Origin of the sequence: Streptomyces sp. NPDC001351 (assembly GCF_042896045.1) — a bacterium.
In the GTDB taxonomy this organism is placed as follows: domain Bacteria; phylum Actinomycetota; class Actinomycetes; order Streptomycetales; family Streptomycetaceae; genus Streptomyces.
In genome coordinates this window covers 13,405-28,645 of the sequence record NZ_JBIAWS010000028.1, presented here as the reverse complement: position 1 = coordinate 28,645, position 15,241 = coordinate 13,405, and the positions used below count along the sequence as shown (strand labels likewise).

Annotated in this window: 13 protein-coding genes; 8 read left to right on the top strand and 5 right to left on the bottom strand. The window is 70.4% G+C overall.

What is annotated here, in order from left to right; genetic code table 11:
* Positions 1–36: 36 nt before the first annotated feature.
* From ACFY1U_RS49825 to ACFY1U_RS49815, 3 genes are all read right to left on the bottom strand, one after another.
* Positions 37–819 (bottom strand): TIM barrel protein, encoded by a 783-nt coding sequence (locus tag ACFY1U_RS49825; RefSeq protein WP_390700746.1) that lies wholly within the window; start codon positions 817–819, stop codon positions 37–39.
* Between the two features lie 116 nt (positions 820–935).
* Positions 936–1,901: a sugar phosphate isomerase/epimerase family protein gene (locus ACFY1U_RS49820; RefSeq protein WP_390700745.1), complete on the bottom strand. Its 966-nt coding sequence runs from the start codon at positions 1,899–1,901 to the stop codon at positions 936–938.
* On the bottom strand, positions 1,898–2,836 hold the full coding sequence (locus tag ACFY1U_RS49815) for a sugar phosphate isomerase/epimerase family protein (protein ID WP_390700744.1): 939 nt from the start codon (positions 2,834–2,836) through the stop codon (positions 1,898–1,900). The genes ACFY1U_RS49820 and ACFY1U_RS49815 overlap by 4 nt, the downstream gene beginning before the upstream one ends.
* Positions 2,837–3,084: 248 nt before the next feature.
* Between ACFY1U_RS49815 and ACFY1U_RS49810 the strand changes: the two genes are divergently transcribed.
* The 5 genes from ACFY1U_RS49810 to ACFY1U_RS49790 all read left to right on the top strand — a co-directional run bounded on the left by ACFY1U_RS49810 (position 3,085) and on the right by ACFY1U_RS49790 (position 8,656).
* Positions 3,085–4,467, top strand: coding sequence for an MFS transporter (locus ACFY1U_RS49810; protein ID WP_390700743.1), 1,383 nt, complete (start codon positions 3,085–3,087; stop codon positions 4,465–4,467).
* 135 nt (positions 4,468–4,602) lie between these two features.
* The gene (locus ACFY1U_RS49805) at positions 4,603–4,989 is read left to right on the top strand and encodes a DUF6379 domain-containing protein (RefSeq protein WP_390700742.1); all 387 of its coding nucleotides are present in this window, start codon (positions 4,603–4,605) and stop codon (positions 4,987–4,989) included.
* Positions 4,990–5,008: 19 nt separating this feature from the next.
* A complete protein-coding gene (locus tag ACFY1U_RS49800; protein ID WP_390700741.1) occupies positions 5,009–6,490 on the top strand; it encodes a GMC oxidoreductase in 1,482 nt (493 codons plus the stop codon).
* Positions 6,491–6,494: 4 nt separating this feature from the next.
* Complete coding sequence (locus ACFY1U_RS49795) at positions 6,495–7,652, top strand: Gfo/Idh/MocA family protein (RefSeq protein ID WP_390700740.1); 1,158 nt, start codon at positions 6,495–6,497, stop codon at positions 7,650–7,652.
* Complete coding sequence (locus ACFY1U_RS49790) at positions 7,649–8,656, top strand: sugar phosphate isomerase/epimerase family protein (RefSeq protein ID WP_390700739.1); 1,008 nt, start codon at positions 7,649–7,651, stop codon at positions 8,654–8,656. The genes ACFY1U_RS49795 and ACFY1U_RS49790 overlap by 4 nt, the downstream gene beginning before the upstream one ends.
* Positions 8,657–8,887: 231 nt before the next feature.
* Here the strand turns inward: ACFY1U_RS49790 and ACFY1U_RS49785 are convergent, their stop codons facing one another.
* Positions 8,888–9,556, bottom strand: coding sequence for a TetR/AcrR family transcriptional regulator (locus ACFY1U_RS49785; RefSeq protein WP_390700738.1), 669 nt, complete (start codon positions 9,554–9,556; stop codon positions 8,888–8,890).
* A gap of 247 nt (positions 9,557–9,803) precedes the next feature.
* Between ACFY1U_RS49785 and ACFY1U_RS49780 the strand changes: the two genes are divergently transcribed.
* Complete coding sequence (locus tag ACFY1U_RS49780) at positions 9,804–10,880, top strand: lipocalin family protein (protein WP_390700737.1); 1,077 nt, start codon at positions 9,804–9,806, stop codon at positions 10,878–10,880.
* 773 nt (positions 10,881–11,653) lie between these two features.
* On the opposite strand, the gene ACFY1U_RS49775 is transcribed toward ACFY1U_RS49780, so the two are convergent.
* Positions 11,654–12,328, bottom strand: coding sequence for a GntR family transcriptional regulator (locus tag ACFY1U_RS49775; RefSeq protein WP_390700736.1), 675 nt, complete (start codon positions 12,326–12,328; stop codon positions 11,654–11,656).
* 318 nt (positions 12,329–12,646) lie between these two features.
* On the opposite strand from ACFY1U_RS49775, the gene ACFY1U_RS49770 reads away from it, so the two are divergent.
* Positions 12,647–14,173, top strand: coding sequence for an ATP-binding cassette domain-containing protein (locus tag ACFY1U_RS49770; protein ID WP_390700735.1), 1,527 nt, complete (start codon positions 12,647–12,649; stop codon positions 14,171–14,173).
* Positions 14,170–15,195 (top strand): ABC transporter permease, encoded by a 1,026-nt coding sequence (locus tag ACFY1U_RS49765; protein WP_390700734.1) that lies wholly within the window; start codon positions 14,170–14,172, stop codon positions 15,193–15,195. Before ACFY1U_RS49770 ends, ACFY1U_RS49765 begins: the two co-directional genes overlap by 4 nt.
* The last annotated feature ends 46 nt before the right edge of the window (positions 15,196–15,241 follow it).

The following is a 15,241-nucleotide window of genomic DNA, read 5'->3' as shown; positions in this document are numbered from 1 at the left end:
CGCGGTGCGCGCCTCCCCCCCTTCCGGCTGTCGCGATCACAGCGCCGCGACGACCTCCCGGACGGACCGAAGCGACGCGGCCGACGCGGTGGTGGGGTGGTACTCCAGACCGATCGGGCCGTCGTAGCCGAGCTCGCGCAGGCCCTGCAGCCGCGCGGCCCAGTCGACCGTTCCGGTGCCCGGTTCCGTGCGGTCCGGCAGGTCGGCGATCTGTACGTGTGAGACGAGGTCCATGGCGCCGGTCAGTTCCCGCTCGGGCGTCTCACCCATCTGCAGTGAGTGGTAGACGTCGTACAGCAGGGCGAGCCCGGGGGAGTCGACCTCACGCACCGCGGCGAGGCATTCGGCGGTCGTGTCGAACAGGGTGCCCGGGTGGTCCACCCGGGTGTTGAGGTTCTCCAGCAGGATCGTCACACCATGGTCGGCGGCGATCTCGGCGCCGGCCTTCAGGCCGTCGACGACGATGGCGTGCTGCACCGCGCGCTTCATGTACGGCAGTCCCACGCCTGAGCCCGTGACGACGCGGGTGCAGCCCAGCCGGGCGGCAGCCTCCGCCGCGGCCCGGACGTGGCCGAGGAACTCCTCGTGGGTGCGGGCGTCGGCGAGTGTGAGCCGGCCCTCGACGAGCAGGGTGTGCAGGGACGAGCCGGTGGCCTCCAGGGCCTTGCGGATCGACTCCAGGTCCTTGTCGCTGTGCGACCAGATCTCGACCACGTCGATGCCGTGATCGGCGGCTGCGCGGATGCGCTCGCCCAGATCGTCTCCGGCCTCCCGGAAGAGGAGTTCGACGTTGACGGACAGACGGACGGGACGGGACATGCGGGCTCCTGAAACGGAGAGGGAAGCCCCGCGACGGTGACCGCGGGGTGCGCCGGAACGCTCGGCGGCGCCGGCCGGGAGGGAAGCGACACCCGGTCGCTCCCCTGCGTGAGGTGTCAGCCGCGCAGCAGCCGCTGTGCGTACCAGCCGTTGAGCATGGCGCTGCGGGCCGGGTTCGGGGTCTGCTCGCTCTCGAAGACGGCCCAGCCGGACCAGTCGTGGGCGCGCAGACGTTCCGCGAGGGCGGGGAAGTCGACGAGGCCGCCGGTGGTGCCGCACTCGTAGAACCAGCGCTCGATGCCGCGGGCTCCGCCCTCGGAGAGCATGCTCGCCTCCGCGTGCGGTGCGAGCCGTTCACCGTCCTCGTCGACGTACCGGGTGTCCTTCAGGTGCAGGTGGTCCACCCGGTCGTGGTGCGTGTCGAAGAGCTGCACGGGGTCCAGCCCGGCGACGGTCAGCTCGGCGGTGTCGAGCGTGAGGCCCACCAGGTCCGGGTCGGTCTCGGCGAGCAGCGCGGACAGCGTCTTCTCCTCGGCCGCGGCGCTCAGGCAGTCCACGTGCAGGGACAGCCGTACGCCGGTCTCCGCGACGGCCGCGCCCACGCTGTTCCAGCCGGCCGCGGCATCGGTGAGCACCGCGCCGGACAGCGGCCGGTCCAGGGTCCAGGCGGCGGGCAGGGCCCGCACCACCAGCCGGGTGCCGCCCGCCGTGGCCAGGAACTCGGCGAAGGGCAGCAGCGCTGCGGCGATCTCGCCGTGCCGGTCGCGCTCCAGGATCGACCGGCCTCGGCTCAGCTCCTCGTCCACGGGCTCACCGGGGTCGACGTACCAGCTGGACACCGCCTCGAGACCCGTACGCCGGACGATGTCGAGGAAGGCCCCGGTGGAACCGTAGGTCGCCGCGATCGACGCGGGTCGGCCGAGCGGATCCCAGCGGCCGGTGCCGCCGCGCAGCTCGACGCCGGTGAACCCGCAGGCGGCGATGACCTTCAGGGCGCGCTCGTGCTGTTCGGGGCGGGTGAAGTCGTCGAAGTTCGGCTTCCACTGGTTGATGGCGTAGCCGAGACGGATGCGGGGGCTCATGCGTAGATCTCCGACAGGACGTTGCGGGCGTACCACATGGACAGGGCGGTGGCCTCGGCGTAGTCGCCGCCGATGTTGACCTTGTCGTGCTCGACGGTGATCCAGCCCGTGTAGCCGACGTCCTTGATCGCGCGCATCAGCCGCGGGAAGTCGACCAGACCGCCCTCGGTGCCCATCTCGTGGAACCACTGGTCGGTCTGCGGTGCCATCAGCTCGGCGTCCGGGCTGTGCTTGAAGGCCTCGGTGGTGTCCCGCTGCCGGGTGTCCTTGAAGTGGAAGCCCGAACAGCGCTCGTGCAGGTCCATGAAGAGGGAGACGGGGTCGATGCCGGCGATGCAGTGCTGGGCGGTGTCGCAGAAGAACGACACATACCGGGGGTCGGTGAAGTCGTAGAACTTGCGGATGTCGTCCTCGGTGCGGATGGCGCAGAAGAACTCGTGATGACAGGTGGTGCGTACGCCGAACTCCGTCAGGGTCATCTCCCCGACCCGGTTCCAGCACTCGGCCGCCGCCTTGATCTTGTCGTCGGTGACGGGCGCGGTCTGTGCGTAGAGGCTGGCCGGCATCACGATGAGGCTCTCGATGTCGAGGGCGTCCCACATGCCCAGCATCCGGCGGGTGCTCCCGACGATCTCGTCGTGCGTCTCGCGGACATGGGCGTCGGCGACGCGCGGGTCGTACATGATGCCGCGGAACAGGTTGACGATCTTCTCGATGCCGTGGTCGCGCAGATAGCGCTGGTAGTTCTCGACGGAGCCGAACATGCCGGTCAGGGCGTAGACCTGGAAGTCGAACATGTCCAGGCCCTCGAAACCCACCGCACTGATCTGCTTGACGAAGTCGTCCATGTAGCGGCGGGCGGCGTACTGGGTCACCGGGCCGCGTGGGCTGTCCACCCGCCAGTGGTCCATGTAGCTCCAGCGGAGCTCGTTCATGCGTGATCAACTCCAGGAGGGGGAGGGGAACGCAGCCGACCGGATGCGCTCGCGCGTAACAGAATCTACATATTGATTCTGGGTCTGGATAGGGGTCGAGCCGCTGGCAGGGCGCCCATTGGAGGAATAACTGAAATCTGAATTTTGAATTCACTTCGTCTTGCGCTGGGCCCAGGCGTGGTGTGCCCTGTTCACCCAGGGGCGCCCGACGGGCGTCGTGCCACGCAAAGGAGCGGAGCACCTTGGACATGACGATCAGCGCAGTCAAACCGCGGACGCCCCAGGGAACGACGACCCGCATCGGCTGGCGGGAGAAGTTCGGCTACGGGGCCGGCGACCTGGCCTCCAACCTGTCGTGGAACCTCGTCGGAGGCTTCCTCCTCTACTACTACACCGATGTCGCCGAGGTGCCCGTCGCGGCCCTGGGCACCCTCTTCCTCGTCGCCAGGCTGGTCGACGCCGTGATCGATCCGGCCATCGGGGTCCTCGTGGACCGCACCAGGTCCCGCTGGGGCAAGGCCCGCCCCTATCTGGTGTTCGCCTCGATACCCTTCGGGGTCGTCGGCGTGCTGACCTTCATGGTTCCCGACGTGAGCGACAGCGGGAAGCTCATCTACGCGTTCGTCACGTACCTGACCCTGGGGCTGCTGTTCTCCCTGGTCAACGTCCCCTACAGTGCCCTGCTGCCGATGATGACGCGTGACTCGGACGAGCGGATGCAGATGGGCGGCCTGAGGGCGATCGGCAGTTCCGCCGGTTCCATCATCGTGACGGCGTTCACGACACCGTTCGTGGCCTGGCTGGGGGCCGGCGACGAGCAGCGGGGCTGGACCCTCGCGACCATGATCTACAGCGTGCTGAGCGTCGGCTTCTTCGCCGTCACCTTCCTCACCTGCAAGGAGCGGTACGCCCTGCCCGCCGAGTCCGAGCAGGTCGGCGTGACGACCGCGCTGCGGACGCTGTGGGGAAACCGGCCGTGGAAGGTGGTCTTCGTCTACGGGGTGCTCAACTTCGTACGACTGTCCCTGGTGCTCGGGGTGACCGTGTACTTCGCGCTGGCGGTCCTGCACGCGCCCTGGGCGATCTCGGTCCTGCTTCCGCTGGTGTCCGGCACGATGATCGTCGGTGGCATGGTGGCCGCCCCCTACTACCGCCGCTTCGGCAAGCGCCGCGGCAATCTGCAGGCGCTGGCGGTGGGCTTCGTCGCCTGGGCCGCGCTCTACCCGGCCGAGGGCGTCTTCCCCGTGTTCCTGGCCTTCTACGTCATCGCCACCCTTGCGATCGCGGTGTCGATGGTGTCGATGTTCACGATGGTCGCGGACGCCGTGGAGTACCAACAGTGGCGGTTCGGCACGCGGCACGAGGGGCTGCTGTCGTCCGGCATCAGCTTCGCCACGAAGGTCGGTTCGGCCATAGGCTCCGCCGCGATCGCGTACGGGCTCGCCCTGGCCGGTTATCGCGCGGGCGGCGAGGGCGGGACGGCGGTGACCGCCATCCGCGTGCTGTTCTACGGCGTCCCGCTGCTCCTCGTGGTCGCGCAGGCCGTGACGATGGTCTTCTGGGATCTGGACGGGCGGCACGAGCAGATGCGGGCCGAGATCGACCGCGCGGCCCGCGTGGCGAAGGGCTGACGCCCCGCTGTCGGTCGGCGGCACGGTCTCTCGGGAAAAAACAGAATCAGAATCTTGCATTTATTTCAGTGCGGGACGCACACTGGCCCCAGGGGCCGCACAGCAGACGTCCCACCATCGCGGAGAGGCTTCACCGTGTTCGACAAGTACATCGTCTGCGAGGACGGATTCCGCACCCGCGGCGACGGCCGCCCGGGCGGCGAGCTGGAGGTCAGGATGCCCTACTACCGGGGGCTGTTCCTGTCCATGGTCGAAGCCGTCGACCTCACCCTCGACGGGCACCCGGTACCCGCCGAGCGCACCACCTTCAGCGTGCACGGCAACACCTACACCTTCGCCGAGCTGCCCCACGTCACCGACGACCGCTGGGAGATGGGGGAGCGGGCCGTGCTCGCCTTCGAGACCGACACGCCACTCGGTCCCGGTGACCACGACGTCGCCGTGGCGGTACGCCTGCGGATCTCCTACATGCCGGTGCCCGGCGGCGGCCGTGACCGCAAGCGGCTGCGGCTCGGGTCCTGACGGCGGGAGACACCACAATATGACGAAGGACTTCCCGGCATGTGTCGACGTGGCCGTCGTCGGCAGCGGACCGTGCGGCGCCGCCTACGCGCGCATCCTGTCCGAGCAGCGCCCCGACCTGGACCTGGCCACCTTCGAGGTGGGCCCCCTGCTCGCCGACCCGCCCGGCCTGCACGTGAAGAACATCGCCGACCCGGACGAACGGCAGCGTGCCCAGCTCCGCTCCCAGGGACCGGCACCGGCCCCCGCCGACGGCCGCCTCGCCCGCCCCGGCACCTTCCTGCTGCCCGACGGCTACCAGAACCCCGGCGAGGACGGCCTGCCGAACGCGGCGATGTCCAGCAACGTCGGCGGCATGGGCGCCCACTGGACGGCCGCGTGCCCGCGCCCCGGCGGCAGCGAACGCATCGACTTCGTACCGGACCTGGACGAACTCCTCGACGAGGCCGAGCGGTTGCTCGGCGTCGACGCCCACGCGTTCGACGACGCCCCCTTCGCCGCCGAGGTCCGCAAACGCCTCGGCGCCGCCCTGGACACCGGCCGCCCGGAGGAACGCCGAGTGCAGCCCATGCCGCTGGCGGTACGGCGCCACGCCGACGGCCGCGTCACCTGGTCCGGAGCCGACGTCGTCTACGGCGAGGCCACCCGCGCCAACCCACGGCACACCCTCCACCCGGAGGCCCTGGTCACCCAGGTGCTGGTCGAGGAGGGCCGGGCCGCGGGCGTCCTGGTGCGCGACCTGCGCGACGGCACCGAGCACCAGGTGCGCGCCGCACGGGTCGTGGTCGCCGCCGACGCCTTGCGCACCCCGCAACTGCTGTGGGCCTCCGGCGTACGGCCGCCCGCACTCGGCCGGTACCTCAACGACCAGCCGCAGATCGTGTACGCGGTCCGCCTGCGCGACGTCCAGGCGGCACCCGGTGGGGCCGCCGCCCCGTCCAGCGGCGTCAGCTGGGTGCCGTACACGGACGACGAACCCTTCCACGGCCAGGTGATGCAACTCGACGCCTCACCCGTCCCGCTGGTCGGCGACGACGTCCCGGCGCCCGGGTCGATCGTGGGCCTGGGCTGGTTCTGCGTGAAGGACGTACGGGCCGAGGACCGCGTCACGTTCGACGACACCTGCGACGACGCCTACGGCATGCCCGCGATGCGCATCCACTACCAGCTCACCGAACGCGACCACGCCTCCCTCGACGCGGCCCGCGCCGCCGTCCGCCGGGCGGCCGACGCCCTCGGCGACCCCCTCGACGACGCACCCCGCACCCTCGCCCTCGGCGCGTCGCTGCACTACCAGGGCACCGTCCGCTCCGGCCCGGCCGACGACGGCACCTCGGTGTGCGACCCCGTCGGCCAGGTCTGGGACGTACCCGGCCTGCACGTCGCCGGCAACGGCGTCATCCCCACACCGACCGCCTGCAACCCGACGCTCACCTCGGTGGCCCTGGCCGTCGCCGGCGCCCGCCACATCGCCCGCACCCTGCCCCTCGAAGGACGGTGACCCCATGCCCGGCGACACCTTGCGCGTGGCCCTCGTCGGACACGCGTTCATGGGAGCCTCGCACTCCCAGGCGTGGCGCACCGCGCCGCACTTCTTCGATCTGCCCCTGACTCCCGAGCAGACCGTCATGGTCGGCAGGGACGCCGAACGCGCGGCACAGGCAGCCCGGCGGCTGGGCTGGCAGGAGAGCGCGACCGACTGGCGTCAGGTCGTCGAGCGCGACGACATCGACCTCGTCGACATCTGCACCCCCGGTGACACCCACGCCGAGATCGCCGTCGCCGCCCTCGCGGCCGGCAAACACGTCCTGTGCGAGAAACCCCTGGCCAACACGGTCGCGCAGGCCGAGGAGATGACGGCGGCGGCCCGCCACGCGAGCGGGCGCGGCATCCGCTCCATGGTCGGCTTCACCTACCGGCGCGTGCCCGCCGTCGGGCTCGCCCGGCAGCTCGTCGCCGAGGGCCGGATCGGGCGCGTACGGCACGTCCGCGCCCAGTATCTGCAGGACTGGCTGGCGGATCCGGCCACTCCCATGAGCTGGCGGCTGGAGAAGGACCGCGCCGGGTCGGGAGCGCTCGGGGACATCGGCTCCCACATCGTCGACCTCACGCAGTACCTCACCGGCGAACGGCTCACCGGGGTCAGCGCCCTGACCGAGACGTTCGTCGACAAGCGGCCGCGGCCGGACGGCACGGGCCCCGGCAAGGTGACCGTGGACGACGCCGCCGTCTTCCTCAGCCGTCTCGAAGGCGGCGGCCTGGCCACCTTCGAGGCGACCCGCTACGCCCTCGGCCGCAAGAACGCGCTGCGCATCGAGATCAACGGGGACCGGGGCAGCCTCGCCTTCGACTTCGAGGACATGAACGTCCTGCACTATCTCGACGGCACCGAGCCCGCCGCGAGCGCCGGATTCCGCCGGGTGGTCGCCACCGAGCCCGAACACCCGTACGTTGCCGCCTGGTGGCCGCCCGGCCACGGCCTCGGCTACGAGCACGGCTTCACCCACCAGGTCGTGGACCTGCTCACCGCCGTCGCCCAGGGCACCGACCCCGAGCCGTCGTTCGCCGACGCCCTCCAGGTGCAGCGCGTACTGGACGCCGTGGAGCACAGCGCCGCACATCAAGCCCAGTGGACCGCCGTTCAGGACAAGGAGAGCCGATGACCCGCCCCGTCACCCTGTTCACCGGCCAGTGGGCCGACCTGCCCTTCGAGGAGGTGTGCCGGCTCGCGTCCGGATGGGGCTACGACGGCCTGGAGATCGCCTGCTGGGGCGACCACCTCGACGTCGCCCGCGCAGCCGAGGACGACACCTACCTCGCCGGCCGCCGTGCCCTGCTCGACAAGTACGGCCTCCAGGTCCACGCCATCTCCAACCACCTGGCCGGTCAGGCCGTCTGCGACGACCCGATCGACGAGCGCCACCGCGCCATCGTCCCTGCCAGGGTCTGGGGCGACGGCGACGCGGAAGGCGTACGCCGCCGCGCCGCCGAGGAGATGAAGCTCACCGCACGCGCGGCGGCACGCCTCGGCGTCCGTACCGTCGTCGGCTTCACCGGATCGAAGATCTGGAAGACCGTGGCGATGTTCCCGCCCGTACCCGAGTCGATGATCGACGACGGTTACGCCGACTTCGCCGCCCGCTGGAACCCCGTCCTCGACGTCTTCGACGAGGTCGGCGTGCGCTTCGCCCACGAGGTGCACCCCTCCGAGATCGCCTACGACTACTGGACGACGACCCGCGCCCTCGAAGCGGTCGGCCACCGCGAGGCGTTCGGGCTCAACTGGGACCCGAGCCATTTCGTCTGGCAGGACCTCGACCCGGTCGGCTTCCTGTGGGACTTCCGGGACCGGATCTACCACGTCGACTGCAAGGACGCGAAGAAGCAGACGGGCAACGGCCGCAACGGCCGGTTGGGCTCCCACCTGCCGTGGGCCGACCCGCGCCGCGGCTGGGACTTCGTCTCCACCGGCCACGGCGACGTGCCGTGGGAGAGCTGCTTCCGCATGCTCAACACCATCGGCTACGACGGCCCCGTCTCCGTCGAATGGGAGGACGCCGGCATGGACCGGCTGGTCGGTGCCCCCGAGGCCCTGGCCTTCGTGCGGCGCCTGGCCTTCGACCCGCCCGCCGCGGCGTTCGACGCGGCATTCTCGACGGGAGGGTGAGGGTGCGGGGCGACCGCCGCCCGAGCGTGCGGTCGCCCGGAGCCCACGGCCGGCCCGGCGGTGCTGTCCGGACGGCCTGAAACGGCATCGTGCGGCTCAGCCCGGAGAACGTCTCGGCCATGCCGTACTACGCGGCCGAACACCGCTGCGCCTTCTGGCGCGTTCTTGGACGGGCGTAGCCGAGCAGGGGTTGGGCTTGGGCGCACGTACCGTGAGCGGTTTCGTCGGGCCTCACGCCATGACCCGGTTGAACTCGTCCTTGTCGAGTGCGCGGTGCGGCAGGGGAGTCGGATGGTGCTGGTCGTGGCGCAGGCCGTCCAGGAAGAGGACGAGGTAGCGCCTCCACACGTCGGGGGCGACGGCGCGGGTCTGCTCCGTGACGGTTCCGAGCATGAGCTGCATGAGCGGGAAGTCGGTGGCTTCGAAGTCGCCGCGGAGCCGGCCGGCCTGCTGGGCGCGTGCGATGAGGGCGCTGAGCGCCTGGATGAGGCGGTCCCGGGCGGCGGCCACCCGGATCTTGCCGTGCACGCCCTCCAGCAGGGCTTCCCGCAGCCCGCGGTCTCCGGCGAAGTTCTCGGCGGTGGTCAGGAAGAACTGGACGAATCCCTCCCAGGGGTCTTCGTGCGTGAGTGCCTGCTCGGCCAGTGCGACGAGACGCTCGGTGGCCTCTTCGAAGACCGCTTCGACGAGTTGCTCGCGGTTGGCGAAGCGACGGTAGGCGGTGCCGACGCCGACGCCCGCCTGGCGCGCGATGTCGTCGATGGTGACATCGAGTCCTCGCTGGGCGAAGACCTCCCGGGCGGCGGCGAGGATGCGCAGCCGGTTGCGTTCCGCGTCGGCTCGCAGGGGGCTCGGGTGTGGGTCCGGGGGCGGTGGTGTGGAGTCGGTCCTGCGGCTCATGGATCCACTGTATCCCGCATCTGGAGAAGGCTTCTCCAGTTTTGGTGCTAGGGTGGATCCGCAACTGGAGAAGACTTCTCCGGTTGTGCGGTCGAGCTGCCATGTGGGCCCGACCGGGTATTTCGTCATGCTTCCCTTCCCTACGGCAACCCTTCTCCCCGGTCCATCCCCACATCCAGCGAGAGTACGAAACAGTTTCGTACACCACTGCAGGCACCTGAGCAGGACATCCGTACAAGGAGTCATCATGCGCAAGACCACCATCGGCGCGGCCGCCGTCGCCTCCGCCCTGATCGCCTCGTTCGCCCTCGCCTCGGGAGGAACGGCCACCGCGAGTACCGACGCCGGCCCGGCCGCGGCGGGCAGTACCGCCTCCGGGCAGGGGCTGAGGCAGACCGGTCTTCCGGTCGCCGTCGACCCCGCCGCCGGCCTCACCGCCAACGCCGACCGGCCCACCGAGTCCTGGTACGTGACCGCGCACGTGACCGCCGGAGGCCACCGGTACGGATTCATGGCCAACTACCTGACGTCCGGTGACGGCAAGCAGGGGTACACCCTCTCGACCGTGTCGATCACCGACGAGGACACCGGCTGGTTCACCAAGTCGGAGCTCGCTCTCCCGCCCCGGGCGGGCCTGTCCGGCAAGCAGGGCCTGGACATCCACACCGACAACATCACCTGGACCGGTGACACCAAGGAACAGAAGCTGCGCGCCAAGGTCCCCGAGGGAACCCTCGACGTCACCTTCCGCCCCCAGGGCAACGTCCTCTACAACATGGGCACCGGCTACTTCCCCATGTTCGGCGACGCGAAGTACCCGAACTACGAGTACGCGCTCCCCACCATGGACACCTCCGGCACGCTGACCCTCAAGGGCCACACCGAGAAGGTCCGCGGGGAGTCCTGGCTGGACCGCCAGTGGGGACCCCTTCCCGACATCTCCACGGGCAAGGCCTCGTGGACCTGGATGAACCTCGACCTGTCCAACGGCGACAAGATCAGTCTCTGGAAGACGAAGGAGAGCAAGGAGAACACCTGGGCGACCGTGCTCAATCCCGACGGCACCCACACCCTTGCCGAGGCGACCCTCACGCCGGACCAGTCCACCCTCTGGACCAGCCCCCACACCGGCAAGAAGTACCCCACGCGCTGGAAGGTCACCATCCCGGGCGAGCACGCCAAGCTGAACGTCAAGCTCTACGCCGACGACCAGGAACTGACGGTCCCCGGGCCCCGCTACGAAGGCAGCGCCGCCGTGACCGGCACCTACGACCACCGCCCGGTCGCCGGCAGCACCTACGTCGAGATGACCGGCGGACAGTAGCCGCCCACGGCCACTGCACCACCACTCGGCCACAAGAGTCCTGTCCCTTCGTTCGGCCCCGGAGTCTCTCCAGCGCCGCCGCCGACTGCCTCGACGGCAGCAGCCCAGCGGACCCGGCCCTCCAGGCCCAGGCCGGCCTGGAGGGCTACTCCACCGCCTACTGATGGTCGGCCGTCTTCTTCTCCGTCGGCCTGGTCATCAGCGTCGTCCTGTACCGCCGCGGCATACCCGCCCAGGACCCGGACGCGGCGCCCGTCGTCCACAGGTAAGACCCCGACCGGGCCCACGACCGCACCCCACCCTCCGCGACGGCTCGCCGTAAACCCGGCGGGCCGTCGCGGCTCTGCGCCCAAGCACCCTCGTCGGGCGGCCTGACATATGGAATCGGCGCGGGACCGTCCTGACGAATGCGTATGCCCGGAGGGGGTGTTACACCTGCCGGGGAGAAGGACGACGGTATGAAGCTGGGCGCCGCCGACGAGTGTGGTGCGTCTGAAATCGCGGGGTCGTCCCGCCCTCCGCGCGTCGCAGCACGATCCTCGCGTGAAGGGTCAGGAGTCGTGTCGGTGAGAAGCCGCTCGGCCTTCGCGCGCCTCGCCCGACGCGTCAGCTGGTCTCGTCGTCGCGGATGCCGGACACGGTGATGACGCCGCAGGCATCCCGTGAAGATCGAGCAGGCGATGTCGCGGCCGTCACCGCCTCAGCCCTGATCGGCTGAGGCCCTCGTCCGCTCTGCACCCCGGCGCCCGGGACGACCTGGGCCGCCAGAGGCTTCAGCCTGCTGAGGTGCGGTCGTCGTCGCTGGCCAACTGGGAGCCGGCGAGAGCCATGTGCCCCCGCAGCACATCCAGGGCGCCGGCTTCGTCGCCGCGTTCGATGGCGTCCACGATCGGTTCGTGCCGAGCGGCGGACATGGGCAGGCGGCGTTGCTCGTTGCTGGCGCTCATCACGGTCACCCGGATCGGGCCTTCCAGATGTCGCCACGTTCTGACCAGCATGGAGTTGCCGGACAGCTCGCACAGCAGGAGGTGGAAGCCGAGATCGGCCTCCACCTGGGCGGCGAAGTCGCCCGCGGCCTGATCGAGCCGGATCAGTGCCCGCCGCAGTTCCTCGACCGCGGCCTGGCGTCCGGCGGAGGCGATCACACCGGCGACGGCCAGGCCCTCGAGGGCGGCCCGCACCTCGTACAGTTCGTGCACCTCCGTCGGCGAGAGCCGGTGCACCTGGAGCATGCCTCGTGCGGCGGGAACCAGCAGTCCCTCTTGTTGCAGGTGCCGCAGCGCCTCTCGGACCGTGCCCCGGCTGATGCCGAGCCGACTGGCCAGTTCGACTTCTCCCAGATGCTCACCGGGCTGGTACTGCCCGGTGAGGATCGCGGTCCGCAGGGCACGCAAGGCCCGTTCTCGCAAGGTGCTGCGATCCAAGCTGGACAGGGATTCTGCGGCCATGGAGGGTCACCACCCCAACTTCAGTCCCAGACAGGATAGCCGACAATCGGCTGATGACTGTTGACACTCGGCAGTCAACTCACTTCACTATGAGCTGCGACACAGCCGTCACGCCGTTGAAACACGCATTTTGAGCCCAACCGCTAGCTAGTCGTCTTTCGGTCACACGTTGCATGTGGTGTGTGAGTACACCGTCGGTAAGCAGTGGCTACTGCCTGCTACCGGTTTGCCCCGGCCTATCGGCCCATGGGCGACCACCGGCGAAACAGCGACTCATACAGCGACGTGCCATCGAAACCTCGAATCGAGGTAACAGCCATGACCGTCGCCACTCCGCTCCTGGCCGTTCGCGGTCTCACCAAAGCCTTCGGGTCCACCCGCGCGCTCGACGGTGTCGACCTGACCGTCGGGGCCGGCGAGGTGCACGCGCTGCTCGGCGCCAACGGGGCCGGCAAGTCGACACTGCTCGCCATCGTGGCCGGCGTCGAAAGCGCGGACGCCGGTGAACTGAACGTGGCAGTCGAGGACTCCCGTGACCACCCGCCGGTGGCCATCGTCCATCAGGAGCTGTCGCTGCTGCCGCACCTGTCGGTTCTGGAGAACATCGCCACACACGAACTGCTGCTCGCCGGCCGGGGACGGGGGCGGCGACGTCGGGCGCGTGCCGCGGCCGGGGCCGCGCTGGCCTCCCTGGGCCAGGATGCCGCCATCGACCTGGGCGCCCGGGTCGGCGATCTTCCGCTGGACCGCCAGCAGATGGTGGAGATCGCCCGCGGGCTGGCGCAGGGATCACGACTGCTGCTGCTGGACGAGCCCACTGCCTCACTGAACCGGCCGCAGGCGGAGAAGCTGTACACCGTGCTGCGCGGGCTGACTGCCAGCGGGGTGGGAGTGGTGCTGGTCAGTCACCGCTTCCGGGAGATCCGCGAGGTGGCCGACGTGGCCACCGTGCTGCGCGACGGACGCACCGTGGTGGACCGTGTGCCGTTGACCGACATCGACGACCGCACCCTGCTGGCGGCCATGGTCGGGGACGCCGCCCGGGCACTCGACCGGCCGGTGCCCAAGGCCGACCCGGCGGCCGGTGAGCCGCCCCTGCTCGAACTGCTCGACTCCGAAGCGCCCCTGCGGGTCGACCCCGGCGAAGTCGTCGGGATCACCTCTCTCGATCCCAGTGCCGCCAGTGACCTGCTGCTGCGGGCCTGGGGTGACCGCCCCCACCCGCCCGGGCAGACGATGCGGGTCCTGGGCCTCTCCACCGCCCGCTGGTCGCCTCAGCGCGCGTTGCGCGCGGGTGCCGGCTATGTCTCGGGCGACCGGGCCCGCGACGGTGTGCTGGGTGACCTCAGTGTGCTCGAGCATCTCCTCGGCCCGCAGCGGGTGGCCCGGCGGCGCCTGATCGCCCGCCCGGACGTGGCCACCGCCCGGCAGCTGGTCGACCGGTTCGCCATCAAACTGTCCGACCTCGCCGCCCCGCCCGAGGCGCTCAGCGGCGGCAACCAGCAGAAGGTGCTGTTCGCCCGCTGGGCCCCGCTGGGGGTACGGCTGCTGCTGCTCGACGATCCCACCCGGGGCGTCGACATCCACGCCAAGGTGGACATCTTCCAGGCCGTCGACGAGGTCGCCGCCGCCGGCGGCGGCGCCTTGTGGTGGTCCTCCGACCCCGAGGAACTGGCCGCGCGATGCCATCGGGTGCATGTGCTCGCCGGCCCCCGGGTCACCGCGACCCTCTCCGGCTCCCAGCTCACCGAGACGCAGATCGTCGACGCCCTGAACGCGAGCAGCACCACGGCCGCCGAGGCGCGGCCCCGACCCGCCGGCCCCGCAGAAGGAGGACCCCGGTGACCACCGTCCACACCGACCAGAAAGACGTCAGCCCCGGTCCGGCCCACTCTGTCCGCTACGGCGGGCCACGGCTGCTGCAGGTCGCCTCCCGGTTCCGCGTGGAGCTGGTCATCGCCGCCGCCTGTGTCCTGGTCGAACTCCTGCTCAGCACCGTCCAACCGGCCGCGATCAGCAGCGGCAACATCACCAACATCGCCCAGACCGCCGCCCCGCTGGTCATCATCGCCCTGGGGCAACTCCTGGTCATCGTCACCGCCGGGATCGACCTGTCCGTCGGATCGGTGTTCTCCCTGACCGGAATCGCCGCCGCCGCCCTGCTCAACCATCACGCGCCCACAGGCGTCGCGGTGTTGGGGGCGCTCGGCCTCGGCGCGTTGTTCGGCCTGTTCAACGGCGTGTGCGTCGCCGTGCTCGGACTGGCCCCGTTCATCGTCACCCTGGTCACCTACTCGGTGGCGGCCAGCCTCGCCTTCGTGGTCACCAACGGCAACTCCCAGCCGGTCGGCTCCACCGGCTTCGGCTCCCTCAACTCCGGCCACTACCTGGGGATCCCCAACTACCTGCTGTACGTGATCGTGCTGGTCGTCCTCCTGCAGTTGCTGCTGTCCGGTACGACCCAGGGCCGCTGGCTGTACGCGGTGGGCAGCAACGAGCGCGCCGCCCGGCTCATCGGGGTGCCGGTGCGCGGCATCAAGCTGGCCGCCTACACCGCGTCCGGGCTCCTGGCCGCGTTCGCCGCCGTCCTGTCCGTCTCCTACCTGGCCAACGCCGAATCCACCGCTGGGACGGGCCTGGAGCTCCAGGCCATCGCCGCCGTCGTCATCGGCGGCGCCAGCCTGTTCGGCGGGGTCGGCTCCGCGGTCGGCGCCCTCACGGGAGCGGTGCTCGTCGTGGTGATCCAGAACGCGGTGAACCTGCTCGGGGTCAACAGCTTCTACCAGGGCACCATCACCGGCCTGGTCATCCTCCTCGCCGTGCTCGCCGAGCGCCTCACCCGCCGCAGCCGCGCCCGCGGCGCCTGATCCGCCCGCCGGCGAGCACCCCACCCGCAGACCCCCAGAAAGGACC

Excerpts from the sequence above, each read along its gene's own strand:
- ACFY1U_RS49825 (WP_390700746.1), bottom strand. The coding sequence starts at position 819 with ATGTCCCGTCCCGTCCGTCTGTCCGTCAACGTCGAACTCCTCTTCCGG.
- ACFY1U_RS49820 (WP_390700745.1), bottom strand. The coding sequence starts at position 1,901 with ATGAGCCCCCGCATCCGTCTCGGCTACGCCATCAACCAGTGGAAGCCG.
- ACFY1U_RS49815 (WP_390700744.1), bottom strand. The coding sequence starts at position 2,836 with ATGAACGAGCTCCGCTGGAGCTACATGGACCACTGGCGGGTGGACAGC.
- ACFY1U_RS49810 (WP_390700743.1), top strand. The coding sequence starts at position 3,085 with ATGACGATCAGCGCAGTCAAACCGCGGACGCCCCAGGGAACGACGACC.
- ACFY1U_RS49800 (WP_390700741.1), top strand. The coding sequence starts at position 5,009 with ATGACGAAGGACTTCCCGGCATGTGTCGACGTGGCCGTCGTCGGCAGC.
- ACFY1U_RS49795 (WP_390700740.1), top strand. The coding sequence starts at position 6,495 with ATGCCCGGCGACACCTTGCGCGTGGCCCTCGTCGGACACGCGTTCATG.
- ACFY1U_RS49790 (WP_390700739.1), top strand. The coding sequence starts at position 7,649 with ATGACCCGCCCCGTCACCCTGTTCACCGGCCAGTGGGCCGACCTGCCC.
- ACFY1U_RS49785 (WP_390700738.1), bottom strand. The coding sequence starts at position 9,556 with ATGAGCCGCAGGACCGACTCCACACCACCGCCCCCGGACCCACACCCG.
- ACFY1U_RS49780 (WP_390700737.1), top strand. The coding sequence starts at position 9,804 with ATGCGCAAGACCACCATCGGCGCGGCCGCCGTCGCCTCCGCCCTGATC.
- ACFY1U_RS49775 (WP_390700736.1), bottom strand. The coding sequence starts at position 12,328 with ATGGCCGCAGAATCCCTGTCCAGCTTGGATCGCAGCACCTTGCGAGAA.
- ACFY1U_RS49770 (WP_390700735.1), top strand. The coding sequence starts at position 12,647 with ATGACCGTCGCCACTCCGCTCCTGGCCGTTCGCGGTCTCACCAAAGCC.